This window comes from Achromobacter insuavis (assembly GCF_902859645.1).
GTDB classification, from domain to species: domain Bacteria; phylum Pseudomonadota; class Gammaproteobacteria; order Burkholderiales; family Burkholderiaceae_B; genus Achromobacter; species Achromobacter insuavis.
In genome coordinates, this window is sequence record NZ_CADIJR010000054.1 from 28,185 (window position 1) to 44,009 (window position 15,825).

Genomic DNA, 15,825 nt, shown 5'->3' on the forward strand with positions numbered 1-15,825 from the left:
CGCTCTTGGAGAAACGCAATGAGTCATTTTCTGGACCGGTTGAAGTTCATGTCGCGGGTGAAATCCACCTACGCGGACGGTCACGGCGAAGTGGTCAACGAGGACCGCAAGTGGGAAAACGCCTATCGCGCCCGCTGGCAGCACGACAAGGTGGTGCGCTCGACCCATGGGGTCAACTGCACCGGCTCGTGCTCGTGGAAGGTCTACGTCAAGAACGGCCTGATCACCTGGGAGACCCAGCAGACCGACTACCCGCGCACGCGGCCGGACCTGCCCAACCATGAGCCGCGCGGCTGTCCCCGTGGCGCGTCCTACAGCTGGTACGTCTATTCGGCGCAGCGCGTGAAATACCCGATGATGCGCGGCCGCCTGATGGAAATGTGGCGCGAGGCGCGCAAGACCATGGACCCGATCGCGGCCTGGGAATGGATCAGCCAGGACCCGGCCCGCGCCAAGCGCTACAAGTCGGTGCGCGGCCTGGGCGGCTTCGTGCGCACGGACTGGGACACGGCGATGGAAATGATCGCCGCGGCCAACGCCCTGACGATCAAGAAGTTCGGCCCCGACCGCGTCATCGGCTTTTCGCCGATTCCCGCCATGTCGATGGTCAGCTATGCCGCCGGCGCCCGCTACCTGAGCCTGCTGGGCGGCGCCTGCCTGAGCTTCTATGACTGGTATTGCGACCTGCCGCCGGCCAGTCCGCAGATCTGGGGCGAGCAGACCGACGTGCCGGAATCGGCCGACTGGTACAACTCGACCTACCTGATGGTGTGGGGCTCGAACGTGCCCCAGACCCGCACGCCTGACGCCCACTTCTACACCGAGGTCCGCTACAAGGGCACCAAGACGGTGGCGGTGTCCAGCGACTTCGGCGAAATGGTCAAGTTCGGCGACATCTGGCTGGCGCCCAAGCAGGGCACCGACGCCGCGCTGGCGATGGCCATGGGCCACGTCATCCTCAAGGAATTCCACCTGTCGGGCGCCTCGGCCTATTTCCGTGACTACGTGCGCCGTTACACCGACATGCCGATGCTGGTGCTGCTCAAGGAGCGCGACGGCTTCCATGCGCCCGATCACTTCCTGCGCGCCTCGCAGCTGGACGGCGCGCTGGGCGAGCAGAACAACCCCGACTGGAAGACGCTGGTGTTCGACGAAACCAGCGGCGACCTGGTGGCGCCCAACGGCAGCATCGGCTTTCGCTGGGGCGAGGGCGCGGTCAACGGCGGCGAGAAGGTCGGCCGCTGGAACCTGGAAGCGCGCGACGGCGGCAGCGGCCGCGCCATCGAGCCGCGCCTGAGCCTGGCGGACGGCGCCGACGCCGTGGTCGGCGTGGGTTTCCCGTACTTCGGCGCCGAGCACGACGAACTGCTGGTGCGCAATGTGCCGGTGCGCCGCATCCGCCTGGCCGATGGCAGCGAGGCCCTGGCGGCCACGGTGTACGACCTGCAGATGGCCAACTACGGCCTGGATCGCGGCCTGGGCGGCGGCAACGTGGCCACGTCCTATGACGACGACGTGCCCTACACCCCGGCCTGGCAGGAAAAGCACACCGGCGTGCCGCGCGCGCAGGTGATCCAGGTGGCGCGCGAGTTCGCCCAGAACGCCCACGATACCGAGGGCAAGTCGATGGTCATCGTCGGCGCCGGCCTGAACCACTGGTACCACATGGACATGATCTACCGCGGCATCATCAACATGCTGATGATGTGCGGCTGCGTCGGCAAGAGCGGCGGCGGCTGGGCCCACTATGTGGGCCAGGAAAAGCTGCGCCCGCAGTTCGGCTGGGCGCCGCTGGCGTTCGCGTCCGACTGGGTGCGCCCGCCGCGCCAGATGAACGGCACCTCGTTCTTCTACGCCCATACCAGCCAGTGGCGCCATGAAAAGCTGAACGTGCAGGAAGTGCTGGGGCCGACCGCCGACCGCGGCCGCTATGGCGACCTCAGCATGATCGACCTGAACGCCCGCGCCGAGCGCATGGGCTGGCTGCCGTCGGCGCCGCAGCTGCGCACCAATCCGCTGGACCTGACCGCGCAGGCCGAAGCCGCCGGCAAGGACCCGGTGGCCCACGCCGTCGAACAACTCAAGTCCGGCGAACTGCGCATGTCCTGCGAAGACCCCGACGATCCCGCCAACTTCCCGCGCAACATGTTCGTGTGGCGCTCCAACATCCTGGGCTCCAGCGGCAAGGGCCACGAGTATTTCCTGAAGTACCTGCTGGGCACGCAGAACGCCGTGTTCGGCGACGAGGCCGACGCCATCAAGCCGGTCGAGGTCACCTACCAGGAAGACGCGGCCGAGGGCAAGCTCGACCTGCTGACGGTGCTGGACTTCCGCATGAGCACCACCTGCCTGTACGGCGACATCGTGCTGCCGACGGCCACCTGGTACGAGAAGGACGACCTCAACACGTCCGACATGCACCCCTTCATCCACCCGCTGAGCGAAGCCGTGCAGCCGCTCTGGGAAAGCAAGACCGACTGGGAGATCTACAAGCTGCTGGCCAAGAAGTTCAGCGAGATCGGCGGCCCCTACCTGGGCAAGCGCCGCGACCTGGTGCTGACGCCGCTGATGCATGACACCCCGGGGGAACTGGGGCAGGCCTTCGAACCCAAGGACTGGAAGCTGGGCGAATGCGACCTGGTGCCGGGCAAGACCGCGCCCAACATGACCGTGGTCGAGCGCGACTACAACGACATCTACCGCAAGTTCACCTCGGTCGGTCCGCTGCTGGACAAGCTGGGCAACGGCGGCAAGGGCATCAACTGGAACACCGAGCATGAAGTGGGCGAGCTGGCCGGCATCAACGAGCGCGTGGCCGAAGCCGGCGTGAGCCAGGGCCGGCCGCGGCTGGACAGCGCCATCGACGCCGCCGAAATGATCCTGACCTTCGCGCCCGAGACCAATGGCCACGTGTCGGTCAAGGCCTGGGAAGCGCTGGGCAAGATCACCGGCCGCGACCACACCCACCTGGCGGTGGGCCGCGAGCACGACAAGATCCGCTTCCGCGACATCCAGGCGCAACCGCGCAAGATCATCTCGGCGCCGACCTGGTCGGGCCTGGAAAGCGAAGAGGTCAGCTACAACGCCGGCTACACCAACGTGCACGAGCTGATCCCGTGGCGCACCCTGACCGGCCGCCAGCAGTTCTACCAGGACCACCGCTGGATGCTGGACTTCGGCGAGGGCTCGTGCGTCTACAAGCCGGCGATCGACACCAAGACCGTGGCGCCGATGCTGGGCCGCTATCCCAATGGCGAAAAGGAGCTGGTGCTGAACTGGCTGACGCCGCACCAGAAGTGGGGCATCCACAGCACCTATTCCGACAACCTGCGCATGCTGACCTTGAGCCGCGGCGGTCCCCACGTGTGGATCTCCGAGGCCGAGGCCAAGCAGGCCGGGCTGGTCGACAACGACTGGGTCGAGGTGTTCAACGTCAACGGCACGCTGACCGCGCGGGTGGTGGTGAGCCAGCGCGTGCCGGTCGGCATGTGCCTGATGTACCACGCCCAGGAAAAGATCGTGAACGTGCCGGGCGCGGAGACCAGCGGCAAGCGCGGCGGCATCCACAACTCGGTGACGCGCACCGTGCTCAAGCCGACCCACATGATCGGCGGCTACGCGCAGCAGGCCTACGGCTTCAACTATTACGGCACCGTGGGCGCCAACCGCGACGAATTCGTGGTGCTGCGCAAGATGAAGAAGGTGGACTGGCTGGAAGGCCCGCTGGTCGAGGATCCCGCCGCCCAAACGCAACAGGAAGAGAAGCAATCATGAGGATACGCGCCCAAATCGGCATGGTGCTGAATCTGGACAAGTGCATCGGCTGCCACACTTGCTCGGTCACCTGCAAGAACGTCTGGACCAGCCGCGACGGCGTCGAGTACGCCTGGTTCAACAACGTCGAGACCAAGCCCGGCATCGGCTATCCCAAGGAATGGGAGAACCAGGAGAAGTGGAAGGGCGGCTGGCGCCGCACGGCGGCGGGCAAGCTGGAACCGCGCCAGGGCGGCAAGCTGCGCATCCTGGCCAACCTGTTCGCCAACCCGAACCTGCCGCAGATCGACGACTACTACGAGCCGTTCACCTTCGATTACGAGCACCTGAAGAACGCGCCGCTGTCGCAGACGCCGCCCACCGCGCGCCCGGTGTCGGTGCTGACCGGCAAGAAGATGGACAAGATCGTCTGGGGCCCGAACTGGGAGGACGACCTGGGCGGCGAATTCGCCGCGCGCAGCCGCGACGCCTTGTTCGAGGGCGTGCAGAAGGAGATGTACTCGACCTTCGAGAATACCTTCATGATGTACCTGCCGCGCCTGTGCGAACACTGCCTGAACCCGGCCTGTGTCGCCAGCTGCCCGTCGGGCTCGATCTACAAGCGCGAGGACGACGGCATTGTGCTGGTCGATCAGGACAAGTGCCGCGGCTGGCGCATGTGCATCTCGGGCTGCCCGTACAAGAAGATCTACTACAACTGGCACAGCGGCAAGGCCGAGAAGTGCACCTTCTGCTATCCGCGCATCGAGGCCGGCCAGCCGACCGTGTGCTCGGAGACCTGCGTCGGCCGCATCCGCTACCTGGGCGTGATGCTGTACGACGCCGACCAGATCGAGCGCGCCGCCGCCGTCGGCAACGAACAGGATCTGTACGAGTCGCAGCTGGACCTGTTCCTGGACCCGCATGCGCCCGAGGTGATCGCCGCCGCGCGCGAGCAGGGCATCCCGGAATCGTGGCTGGAAGCCGCGCGCCAGTCGCCGGTCTACAAGATGGCGGTGGAGTGGCGCGTCGCCTTCCCGCTGCATCCGGAATACCGCACGCTGCCGATGGTCTGGTACATCCCGCCGCTGTCGCCGATCCAGACCGCGGCCGAGGCTGGCAAGATGCCGCAGCGCACGCTCGGCACCAGCGCCATGATCCCGGACGTGGCCAGCCTGCGCATCCCGGTGCGCTATCTGGCCAACCTGCTGACGGCGGGCAAGGAAGCCCCCGTGTTGCAGGCGCTCGAACGGATGCTGGCGATGCGCGCCTACAAGCGCGCCGAGACCGTGCACGGCGAGCGCGATACGGCCTTGCTGGATCAGGTCGGCCTGTCGGAAGCGACCGTGCAGGACATGTACCGCATCATGGCGATTGCCGACTACGAGGACCGCTTCGTGGTGCCCAGCAGCCACAAGGAGATCGTCGAGGACAGCTTCAACGAGAAGGGCAGCTGCGGCTTCACCTTCGGCAACGGCTGCTCGGGCGGCGTCTCGGAAGGCACGCTGTTCGGCCGCAAGCCGCAGGGCAGCGAGATCTTCATCGACATGCCGAAGTCGCGCAAGAAGGCCGCGGCCTGAGACGGGAGAACACCATGAGCCTTTATCGCCTGCTTTCCGCGCTGCTCTGCTACCCCGAACAGGAACTGCTGGACGCCCTGACCGAGGTCGAGGGCGCGCTGGCCGCCTATCCGGAAGCCGAGGAAACCCTGCAACCGCTGATCGGCCACCTGGCCAGCCAGGACCTGATCGCGCTGCAGGAGACCTACGTCGCCACCTTCGACCGCAACCGCGCCCATTCGCTGCACCTGTTCGAGCACGTGCACGGCGAAAGCCGCGACCGTGGCCAGGCCATGGTCGACCTGCTGGAGACCTACCGCCAGCACGGCTTCGAACCGGTGGTGTCGGAACTGCCGGACCACGTGCCGCTGTTCCTGGAGTTCCTGGGCGTGATCGACCCGGCCGTGGCGCAGGACCTGCTGGACGACGCCATCCACGTGCTGGCCGCCATCGGCGCGCGCCTGGCGCGCAACGAGAGCCCGTACGCCAGCGTCTTCGTCGTGCTGCGCGGCCTGTCGCGGGTCACGCCGCGCGAGCAGACCGCGCCGCCGGTGCGCGACATGGACGAAGCCATGGAGACCTTCGGCACCGGCGCCGACGGCGTCGAACCGCTGCTGCGCCCGTTCTCGGGCGACGGCGCGCAGGCCGTGCGCTTCTATCCCCGGGCGCCGGTCACCCGCTAATTTCCAGGACACGCATCATGAATTCCCTGAACCAGTTCTTCTTCGGCATCTATCCCTACATCGCCCTGACGGTGTTCCTGCTGGGCAGCCTGGCGCGCTTCGAGCGCGAGCAGTACACCTGGAAGACCGACAGCTCGCAATTGCTGCATCGCGGCCAGCTGCGGCTGGGCAACATCCTGTTCCACGTCGGCATCCTGGGGCTGTTCTTCGGCCACCTGGCGGGCCTGTTGACCCCGGTGGTGGTGTGGGACACGCTGGGCGTGTCGCACACGCTCAAGCAGACGGTGGCCATGGTGGCCGGCGGCGTCATGGGCGGGCTGTGCCTGATCGGCCTCCTGATCCTGATCCACCGCCGCCTGAGCGACCCGCGCATCCGCAAGGCCACCCGGCCCGGCGACAAGCTGTTGCTGGCGTGGATTCTGGTGACGCTGCTGCTGGGCCTGTCGACCATCGCGCTGTCGGCCGGCCACATGGACGGCGAGATGATGGTGCGCCTGATGCACTGGGCGCAGCACATCGTCACCTTCCGCAGTGGCGCCGCTGACTTCGTGGCCGAGGTGCCGCCGCTGTTCAAGGCGCACCTGTTCATGGGCCTGACGCTGTTCGTGATCTTCCCGTTCACGCGCCTGGTGCACGTCTGGAGCGGCTTCGCCTCGGTCGGCTACCTGGGCCGCGCCTGGCAACTGGTGCGTCCGCGCTGACCCGAGGAGGCCGACATGCCTGTGACGATCAATGGCGTCGAACTGACCGACGCCGACATGGAGCAAGAACTGCCGCTGCACGCGGACGCGCCCAACCCGATGCGCGCCGCCACCACCGCGCTGGTGCTGCGCCGGGTGCTGCGGGACGAGGCGGCGCGGCAGGGGTTGGACCTCGCCTCGGAAGACGACGCCATCGGCATCCTGCTGGAACGCCACGCGCCGGCGCCCGAGGCCGACGAGGCGGCCTGCCGGCGCTATTACCAGGCCAATCCGCAGCGCTTCATCGTGGGCGAGCTGATCGAGGCCGATCACATCCTGTTCCAGGTCACCCCCGGGGTGAACCTGGACATGCTGCGGGCCCACGCCGGCGCGGTGCTGGCCGACCTGCTGGCCGATCCGTCCGGTTTCGCCGAGGTCGCGCGGCGGCAGTCGAACTGCCCGTCGGCGACGGTGGGCGGCAACCTGGGGCAGCTGGGGCGCGGCGACACCGTGCCGGAATTCGAGAAGGCCGTGTTCGCCCTGCCGGCCGGCGGCCTGCTGCCGCAGGTGCTGGAAACCCGTCACGGGCTGCACATCGTGCGGGTGACGCGGCGCATCGAAGGACGCCTGCTGCCGTTCGAGCAGGTGCATGAATCGATCGCCTCGGCCCTGGCCGCCGCCAGCCGCGACACCGCCTGGCGCCAGTACGCCAGGCTGCTGGTGGATCGCGCCGACGTGCGCGGCATCGACCTGGGCGGCGCCGAGGACGACCGGGTGTTCGGGAGCCCGTCATGACACCCGCGCCCGCCCTGGCGATGGCCCCGGCGGCCGCGGTCGCCACCCTGGCGCCCGCCGCGCGGCGGGGGCTGATCGACGGCTTCGGCCGCCGCATCGACTATCTGCGGGTGTCGGTCACCGACCGCTGCGACCTGCGCTGCGGCTATTGCATGCCCAAGGGCTTCAAGGGCTTCGAGGAACCGTCCAACTGGCTGCGCCACGACGAGATGGCGCGACTGGCGGGCCTGTTCGCCGGCCTGGGCGTGCGCCGCGTGCGGCTGACTGGCGGCGAACCGCTGCTGCGCCGCGGCGTGGCCGACCTGGCGGCGGCGATTGCCGCGCTGCCAGGGGTGGACGACCTGTCGCTGTCGACCAACGGCACCCAGCTGGCGCGCCATGCCGCCGCGTTGCGCGCGGCCGGCGTGGACCGTCTCAACATCAGCCTGGACACGCTGGACGCGGCCGAGTTCGGCCGCATCACCGGCCGCGATTGCCTCGATGCGGTGCTGGCCGGCCTGCGCGCCGCGCGCGACGCCGGTTTCGCGCCGATCAAGCTCAACAGCGTGGTGCACGCCGCCACGCCCGAGGCCGACGTGCGCCGGCTGCTGGACTACGCCGTGGCGCAGGGCTTCATCCTGCGCCTGATCGAGCCGATGCCGGTGGGCGATTGCGGCCGCCGCTATGCCCATGCCGACCTGGGCGCGCTGGGCGCGCGGCTGGCGGCCGACGCCGGCCTGGTGCCGGCGCTGGCGGGGCAGGGCGCGGGTCCGGCGCGCTACTGGGGCACGGGCAGCGGCGCGCCGGCGCTGGGCGTCATCACCCCCATGTCGCGCCACTTCTGCGCCGCCTGCAACCGCGTGCGGCTGGGCGTGGACGGCACCCTGTACCTGTGCCTGGGCCAGGAAGACCAGGTGCCGCTGGGCCGGCTGCTGCGCGACGGCGCCAGCGACGCCGAGCTGGAACGGGCCATCCGCGCCGGCATCGCCGCCAAGCCGGAGCGCCACGAGTTCACCACCCGGCCCGAGCGCATCGTGCGCTTCATGTCGCAGACCGGAGGTTGAACCATGCGCGATCTAGAACGGCTGGTGGACGGCTTCCAGCGCTTCCAGCACCAATACTACGAAGAGGCGCCGTCGCTGTACCGCAACCTGCGCGACGGCCAGCACCCCAGCACGCTGCTGGTGGGCTGCTGCGATTCGCGGGTCGATCCGGCCATGCTGCTGGGCTGCGACCCGGGCGACATCTTCACCGTGCGCAACGTCGCCAACCTGGTGCCGCCGCCCGACCGCGACCAGGGCCACCACGGCGTGCTGGCGGCGATCCAGTTCGCGGTCGAGCAACTCAAGGTCAGCCGCATCATCGTGCTGGGCCATGCCCAGTGCGGCGGCATCCGCGCGCTGATGGAGCGGCCGGCGCGCGCCGACGGCGAGCCCGACTACCTGAACCGCTGGATGGATATCGCCGAGCCGGCCCGCCAGCAGGTGCTGAGCCAGATGCCGGCGGCGTCCCTGGCGGAACACCGGCAGGCCTGCGAGCAGGCCTCCATCCTGATCTCGCTGCGCAACCTGGAAGCCCTGCCGTGCGTGCAGCGGCGCCTGCAGGCCGGCGACCTGACCCTGCATGGCTGGTACTTCGACCTGGTGGCGGGCGCTTTGCTGGCATACTCGGCCCGGGCGGACGCGTTCCTGCCCATCGTCTGTCCCTTGTTCACGGAGCCAGCATGACCCCCGTTTTCGGCATCGCCGGCCGCTCAGGCAGCGGCAAGACCACCCTGATCGAGGCCATGCTGCCGCTGCTGGGCGCGCGCGGCCTGAAGGTCAGCGTCATCAAGCACAGCCACCACGACTTCGAGATGGAGCCGCCCGGCAAGGACAGCGCGCGCTTTCGCCAGGCCGGGGCGCAGGAGGTGATGGTGGCGTCGCCGTTCCGCTACGCCATCGTGCACGAGCTGCGCGGCGCGCCCGAGCCGCCGCTGGCCGAGCAGGTGGCCCGCCTGGCGCCGGCCGACCTGGTGCTGGTCGAGGGCTTCAAGCAGGCCGCCATCCCCCGCATCGAGGTCTACCGCCCGGCGCTGGGCAAGCCGCCGCTGCACGCCGAGGACGGCAGCTTCCTGGCCGTCGTGACCGACGCGGCGCTCGATACCGGCTTGCCCTGCCTGCCGCTGAACGATCCGGCGGCGGTGGCGGACTTCATCGCGCGCACGGTGGGGCGGGGCTGAACTACACTTGAGGCTGTGGACCGCGCGGCGCCATGCTCGCCTCGCGACCGTCCCGACCCCGCCCATCCGCCAGCCCATTTCATGACCACGCCCGACCATTCCCCCGACGCCCAGGGCCTGCCGTCGCCGCGGCACCGGCTGTCGACGCGCATTGTCGCCAGTTCGCTGATCGCGCTGATCGTGGTGCTGGGCATGATCGGCCTGACGCTGTGGCTGTCGTGGCAGCTGGAAGGCGCGGGCGCGGCCATCAACGACACCGGCAGCCTGCGCATGCGCGCCAACCGCGTCGCGGTCGAGCTGATGCGGCCGCAGGCCGGGCGCCAGGTGCGCACCGAGGAACAGGTGCGGCTGATGGACGACACCATCGCCCGCCTGGAGCGCGGCAACCCGGCGCGGCCGCTGTTCATTCCCAACGACCCGACCATCCGCCAGCATTGGCACGGCGTGGCCGAGTACTGGCGCGACATCATGCGGCCGGCGGCAATGCGCGCCATCGCCCGCGAAGACGCGGCAGAGTACCTGCAGACGCTGCCCGATTTCGTCGCCCGCGCCGACGAGCTGGTGCGCATGATCGAACAGGACAACGCCGGCAAGACGACCTCGCTGCGGCTGTCGCAGGGCGTGCTGGCGGCCATCGCCAGCGCCGGCACCCTGGCCATGATCTATCTGCTGTACTTGTGGATCATCGCGCCCGTGCTGCGCCTGCGCGACGGCCTGCAGCGCATGGCGGCGCGCGAGTTCAGCACCCGCCTGCCGGTCGAGAGCGAGGACGAATTCGGCGTGCTGTCACGCGGCTTCAACCGCATGGCCGACGAATTGCAGAGCCTGTACACCGGCCTGGAGCAGCGCGTGGGCGAAAAGACCGCCCAGCTGGCGGCGCAGAACCGCGACATCGGCGCCCTCTACGACATGGCGGCGTTCCTGAACCAGCCCAACGACATCGAGGCCATGTGCCAGGGCTTCCTGCGCCGCGTCATGCTGCAGTTCGACGCCGAGGGCGGCAGCATCCGCGCGCTGGACCCGGACAACGAAAAGCTCAACCTGGTGGTGTCGCTGGGGCTGTCCGACGAACTGGTCGAATCCGAGCACTGCATGCGGGTCGACGACTGCTATTGCGGCGTGGCCACGCGCCAGGCCGGCGTCATCGTGATCCAGGATTTCCGCCAGGCGCCGCCGCAGCTGGACCTGAACTGCCAGCAGGACGGCTTCGCCAGCGTGGCGGTGTTCCGCATCGTCACGCGCGACGAGGTGCTGGGCTCGTACTCGCTGCATTTCCGCAGCCAGCGGCGGCTAGCGCCGTCCGACTCGCAGTTGCTGGAGACCCTGGGGCAGCACCTGGGCGTGGCGCTGGACAACCGCCGCCTGAGCGCCCAGGCGCGCCAGCTGGCGGTGGTGCAGGAGCGCGGCCTGGTGGCCCAGGGGCTGCACGACAGCCTGGCCCAGGGGCTGAACTTCCTGAACCTGCAGCTGCAGCTGCTGGACGCGGCCGTCAAGCGCGGCGACCAGGCTGAAGTCGAGGAGATCCTGCCGCTGCTGCGCACCGGGGTCGACGAAAGCTACAAGGACGTGCGCGAGCTGCTGACCAACTTCCGCGCCAAGCTGGGCCAGGGCGACCTGAAGGGCTCCATTGGCGACATCGTCGAACGCTTCCGCCGCCAGACCGGCATGCGCACCGACCTGGCCTTCAGCCAGGGCGTGGGCGCGCCGCTGGCGCCCGAGCAGCAGCTGCAGGTGCTGTTCATCCTGCAGGAAGCGCTGTCCAACGTGCGCAAGCATTCCGAGGCCGACCGGGTCGACATCGTGGTGCGCAACGACCGCGATTTCAACCTGCTGATCGCCGACAACGGCCAGGGCTACGACCCGGCCGAGGTGTCGCAGCGCGGCGAGGCCCACGTGGGCCTGCACATCATGCGCGAACGCGCCGCCCGCATGCATGCCACGATTACAATGAAATCCCGACCCGGCGGCGGCACGCGCATCGCGCTGACGCTGCCCGGCGCCGAACGCCAGGCCGCCTGAGCCCTTCAAGACCATGCCCATCCGTATCCTGCTCGTCGACGACCACACCCTGTTCCGCTCGGGGATGCGGCTGCTGCTGCAGCGCCAGCCCGATTTCGAGGTGGTGGCCGAGGCCGGCGACGGCGTCGAGGGCCTCAAGCGCGCCAAGGAACTCAAGCCCGACGTGGTGCTGCTGGACCTGAACATGCCCGGCCTGTCGGGCCTGGAGACGCTGCAGCTGCTGACCCAGGACCTGCCGTCCTGCGCCGTCATCATCCTGACCGTGTCGGAAGAAGCCGACGAGCTTGGCCAGGCGCTGCGCGACGGCGCCCGCGGCTATCTGCTCAAGAACATCGACGCCGAGGCGCTGACCACCGCCATCCGCCGCGCCGCCGGCGGCGAGCCGGTGATCGCCGAGAGCATGACGGCCAAGCTGGTCGAGCAGTTCCGCGGCCAGGCCAGCCTGGCCGCGCAGGCGCCGGCGGGGCAGGCCGAGCGCCATCGCCTCACGGCGCGCGAGCGCCAGATCGTGCAATGCCTGGCGCGCGGCGCCAGCAACAAGGTCATCGCGCGCGAGCTCGACGTCAGCGAAAGCACGGTCAAGATCCACGTGCAGAACGTGCTGAAGAAACTCAACCTGACCAGCCGGGTGCAGGTGGCGGTCTACGCCGTCGAGCACGGCCTGCACGGCGACGATCCGGTCTGACATCGCGCGTGCGCGGCGCCGCCGCCGCGCGGTTTGATCTGCGACAAGGCCCGCGGCCGTGCCGGCCCCTAGACTGGCCGGCATGCAAACCCGAACCTCTCCCCTAGAACTCGTGGCGCCGGCAGGCAGCCTGGCCGCGCTGAAGGCGGCGATCGAGGCTGGCGCCGACACCGTCTACCTGGGCCTGAAGAACGCCACCAACGCCCGCAACTTCGCCGGGCTCAACTTCACCGAAAGCGACATCCGCGCCGGCGTCGAGCTGGCGCACAGCAAGAACCGCCAGGTGCTGTTCGCCATCAACACCTTCGTGCAGGCGGGCCGCGGCCACGAATGGCGCGAGGCGGTCGATGCCGCGCACGCGCTCGGCGCCGACGCGGTCATCATGGCCGATGCCGGCCTGCTGGGCTATGCCCGCGACCGCTATCCCGACCTGCGCCTGCACCTGTCGGTGCAGGGCTCGGCCACCCACACCGACGCCATCGAACTGATGAAGGAGCAATTCGGCATCCGCCGGGTGGTGCTGCCGCGCGTGCTGACCCTGGCCGAGATCGCCCGCATCTGCGCCAACGTCAGCGTCGAGGTCGAGGTGTTCGGCTTCGGCAGCCTGTGCGTCATGGCCGAGGGCCGCTGCCTGCTGTCGTCGTACGCCACCGGCGATTCGCCCAACAACAAGGGCGTCTGTTCGCCCGCCAGCGCGGTGCGCTGGGTCGAGGAAGACGGCCGCCTGGACGCGCGCCTGAACGGCATCCTGATCGACCGCTATGGACCGGGCGAGGCGGCCGCCTATCCGACGCTGTGCAAGGGCCGCTTCGAAGTCGACGGCGTCGCCGACCACGCGCTGGAGGAACCCACCAGCCTGAACGCCATCGGCCTGTTGCCCAGGCTGGCCGAGATGGGCGTGTCCGCGATCAAGATCGAAGGGCGCCAGCGCAGCCCGGCCTACGTGACGCAGGTGGTGTCCACGCTGCGCGCCGCGCTCGACAGCGCCCACGTCGACCCCAACCGCTATTCCCCCCGTCCCGAATGGAACGCCACGCTGGCGCGCCATGCCGAGGGTTCCCAAGTCACGCAAGGCGCATTTGAACGTCCATGGAAATGAAACCCAAGGCTTTCCGCATCTCGGTCGGACCGCTGCTGTACTACTGGCCGCGCCAGCACACGCTGGCGTTCTACGCGGCGCTGGCCGACAGTCCGGCCGACATCCTCTATATCGGCGAAACCGTCTGTAGCCGGCGCCACGAGCTGCGCGCCGACGACTGGCTCGACCTGGCGCGCGACCTCGCGGCAACGGGCAAGGAAGTGGTGCTGTCCGGCCGCACGCTGATCGAGACCGGCGCCGAGGCCTCGGCCCTGCGGCGCCTGTGCGAGCAGCAGGACTTCCAGGTGGAGGCCGGCGAGGCCGGCGCGCTGCGGCACCTGGGCGGGCGGCCGTTCGTGGCCGGACCGCACATGAACGCCTACCACGGCGGCACGCTGGAATGGCTGGCCGCGCGCGGCGCGACGCGCTTCGTGGCGCCGCTGGAAATGCACGTCAACACGCTGGCGCGGCTGCTGGCCGAGCGGCCGGCGGGGCTGGAGGCCGAGATCATGGTGTGGGGCCGCATGGCCCTGGCGTTCTCGGCGCGCTGCTTCACGGCGCGCCATTTCCGCCTGAAGAAGGATGATTGCGGCTTTCGCTGCATCGAGCATCCAGACGGTCTGGACATGCGCACCCGCGAATCGCGCGAGTTCCTCGCGATCAATGGCATCCAGGTGCAGTCGGCGGCCTGTCTCGACCTGCTCGACCAGGCGGGCTATCTGGCGGACATGGGCGCCGACGTGTTGCGCGTCAGCCCGCAATCGTCCGGCACGCTGGAGGCCATCGCCGCGCTCGACGCGGTGCGCGGCGGCCGCGTCCCGGAAAGCGTGAATCCGCCGGTGGGCATCGGCCGCTGCAACGGCTACTTCCACGGGCAATCGGGCATCGCCTGGCAGGAGGCGCCATGAGCCGCGCCGGATTCACCGTGCCGGGGTTGGTCGCGCGCGTGGGCCGGCGCCTGCCGGCGCCCCTGGTGTCGCTGCATTTCGTGGCCGGGCTCGAGCTGGCCCGGCGCCTGGACTGGCTCAGTCCGCCGGCGGAACTGGACGGGCGCAGCTTCGCCATCACCGTCGAGGACCTGGGCGTGCGTAGCAGTTTCATGGTGCGCGGCGGCGCGTTCCGGCCGCTCTGGAACGGCCAGGCCTGCGAGCTGGAACTGGGCGCCAAGGTCGCCGACCTGCTGGCGCTGATGCGCGCCGAGACCGACGCCGACACGCTGTTCTTCCAGCGCCGGCTGCGCATCTCGGGTGATACCGAGCTGGGCCTGATCGTGAAGAACTGGCTGGACGCCGCGCCGCGTCCGGCCTGGCTGGAGCGGCTGGGCGCGCGCGGCCACTAGGCCGCCAGCCCGCCGCGCGGCTCAGGCCGCCGCCGGTCCTTCCATGCGCCGCGCCACGCGCGACAGCGCCAGGCTGGCCGTGAAGTACAGCAGCGCCACCGCCAGGTAGACCTCGACGTGGTACGGCCGCCAGTCGGTGCCCGCCACCACCGCCTTGGCCGCGCCCAGCACGTCGAATACGCCGATGATGCTGACCAGCGAGGTGTCCTTGACCGCGCCCACGAACACGCCCAGCGCCGCCGGCGCGGCGATGCGGCGCGCCTGCGGCCAGATCACCGTCCAGTAGGCCACGGCCGGGCGCATGCCGAGCGCGCGCGCCGCCATCATCTGGCCGGGCGGAATCGCCTGCAGCGCGCCGCGCAGCACCTCCGCCAGCAGGCAGGCGGTATGCAGCGTCAGCGCCGCCAGCGCCATGCCGAACTTGGACACGCCGCCGCCCAGCAGCAACGGCAGCACGAAGGATGCGAACAGCAATTGCGTCACCAGCGGCACGCCGCGCACGGCCTCGATCAATGCGGCGGCCGCGAGCGATCCGCCGGGGCTGCCGGAACGGCGCAGCAGCGCCAGGCCGAAGGCCAGCGGCAACGCCGCCAGCAGCGCCGCGATCGCCAGGATCAGCGTCACCAGCAGGCCGCCCCAACGCAGCGGACCGATGGCCGCGCCGCCCCAGGGCCAACCGGCCAGCGCGATCACGGTGACGACCAGCATCAGCGCGACCCATGCCAGACGCGCTCGCGGCGCGAGCCGGCCCAGGCCCAGCGCCACCGCCACGCCGGCCAGCAGGGCGGCGCAGGCCGCCAGCGCCTGGGCGCGGTCGGCCTGCGCCATGGCGCCGAACAGCAGCAGCGGCAGGTTCTCGCCCACCGCGGCCCAGCAGGCGCCCGCCGCGGCGGCGCAGGTGGCGGGGCCGCCGCTCCAGACGGCGCGCAGCAGCGCCCAATCGAACAACGCCCAGCCCGCGGCGGCGAGCAGCAGCGCCATCAGCGCCGAGCCCAGCCAGCCACCGATGCCGCGCGAGCCGCGGTCCAGCAGGC

General features: G+C 69.7%; 14 protein-coding genes. 13 read left to right on the forward strand and 1 reads right to left on the reverse strand.

Translation table 11 applies throughout. From position 1 onward, the window contains the following. Positions 1-18 precede the first annotated feature (18 nt). The 13 genes from H0523_RS22705 (at position 19) to ubiT (ending at position 14,791) form a co-directional block, all read left to right on the forward strand. On the forward strand, positions 19-3,774 hold the full coding sequence (locus H0523_RS22705; protein ID WP_054430598.1) for a nitrate reductase subunit alpha: 3,756 nt from the start codon (positions 19-21) through the stop codon (positions 3,772-3,774). Next, positions 3,771-5,333 carry a nitrate reductase subunit beta gene (gene narH / locus H0523_RS22710; RefSeq protein WP_054430597.1) on the forward strand — a complete coding sequence of 521 codons (1,563 nt, stop codon included), beginning with the start codon at positions 3,771-3,773 and terminating at the stop codon, positions 5,331-5,333. Before H0523_RS22705 ends, narH begins: the two co-directional genes overlap by 4 nt. Positions 5,334-5,347: 14 nt before the next feature. Further along, positions 5,348-5,995 carry a nitrate reductase molybdenum cofactor assembly chaperone gene (narJ, locus tag H0523_RS22715; protein WP_054430596.1) on the forward strand — a complete coding sequence of 216 codons (648 nt, stop codon included), beginning with the start codon at positions 5,348-5,350 and terminating at the stop codon, positions 5,993-5,995. A 17-nt stretch (positions 5,996-6,012) separates the two neighbouring features. After that, positions 6,013-6,696, forward strand: a complete 684-nt coding sequence (gene narI, locus H0523_RS22720; protein WP_054430595.1) for a respiratory nitrate reductase subunit gamma — start codon at positions 6,013-6,015, stop codon at positions 6,694-6,696. A gap of 15 nt (positions 6,697-6,711) precedes the next feature. Continuing rightward, positions 6,712-7,470 carry a peptidylprolyl isomerase gene (locus tag H0523_RS22725; RefSeq protein ID WP_054430594.1) on the forward strand — a complete coding sequence of 253 codons (759 nt, stop codon included), beginning with the start codon at positions 6,712-6,714 and terminating at the stop codon, positions 7,468-7,470. 20 nt (positions 7,471-7,490) lie between these two features. Next, positions 7,491-8,513 (forward strand): GTP 3',8-cyclase MoaA, encoded by a 1,023-nt coding sequence (gene moaA / locus H0523_RS22730; RefSeq protein WP_054430593.1) that lies wholly within the window; start codon positions 7,491-7,493, stop codon positions 8,511-8,513. 3 nt (positions 8,514-8,516) lie between these two features. Continuing rightward, positions 8,517-9,176 carry a carbonic anhydrase gene (locus H0523_RS22735; RefSeq protein ID WP_054430592.1) on the forward strand — a complete coding sequence of 220 codons (660 nt, stop codon included), beginning with the start codon at positions 8,517-8,519 and terminating at the stop codon, positions 9,174-9,176. After that, positions 9,173-9,670: a molybdopterin-guanine dinucleotide biosynthesis protein B gene (gene mobB, locus H0523_RS22740; protein WP_054430591.1), complete on the forward strand. Its 498-nt coding sequence runs from the start codon at positions 9,173-9,175 to the stop codon at positions 9,668-9,670. Before H0523_RS22735 ends, mobB begins: the two co-directional genes overlap by 4 nt. Positions 9,671-9,751: 81 nt before the next feature. Then, entirely contained in the window at positions 9,752-11,689 is a 1,938-nt protein-coding gene (locus H0523_RS22745) for a type IV pili methyl-accepting chemotaxis transducer N-terminal domain-containing protein (protein ID WP_054430590.1), read from the forward strand. A gap of 13 nt (positions 11,690-11,702) precedes the next feature. Beyond that, positions 11,703-12,374: a response regulator gene (locus tag H0523_RS22750; RefSeq protein WP_049074026.1), complete on the forward strand. Its 672-nt coding sequence runs from the start codon at positions 11,703-11,705 to the stop codon at positions 12,372-12,374. An 82-nt stretch (positions 12,375-12,456) separates the two neighbouring features. Beyond that, on the forward strand, positions 12,457-13,473 hold the full coding sequence (gene ubiU, locus H0523_RS22755) for a ubiquinone anaerobic biosynthesis protein UbiU (protein WP_054430589.1): 1,017 nt from the start codon (positions 12,457-12,459) through the stop codon (positions 13,471-13,473). Further along, on the forward strand, positions 13,470-14,360 hold the full coding sequence (locus H0523_RS22760; protein WP_054430689.1) for a U32 family peptidase: 891 nt from the start codon (positions 13,470-13,472) through the stop codon (positions 14,358-14,360). Before ubiU ends, H0523_RS22760 begins: the two co-directional genes overlap by 4 nt. Beyond that, positions 14,357-14,791: a ubiquinone anaerobic biosynthesis accessory factor UbiT gene (gene ubiT, locus H0523_RS22765; RefSeq protein WP_054430588.1), complete on the forward strand. Its 435-nt coding sequence runs from the start codon at positions 14,357-14,359 to the stop codon at positions 14,789-14,791. The genes H0523_RS22760 and ubiT overlap by 4 nt, the downstream gene beginning before the upstream one ends. Positions 14,792-14,812: 21 nt before the next feature. Here ubiT and H0523_RS22770 read toward each other — a convergent pair. After that, positions 14,813-15,825: amino acid ABC transporter permease (locus H0523_RS22770; protein WP_180180151.1), on the reverse strand; the 1,013-nt coding region annotated here is incomplete at its 5' end.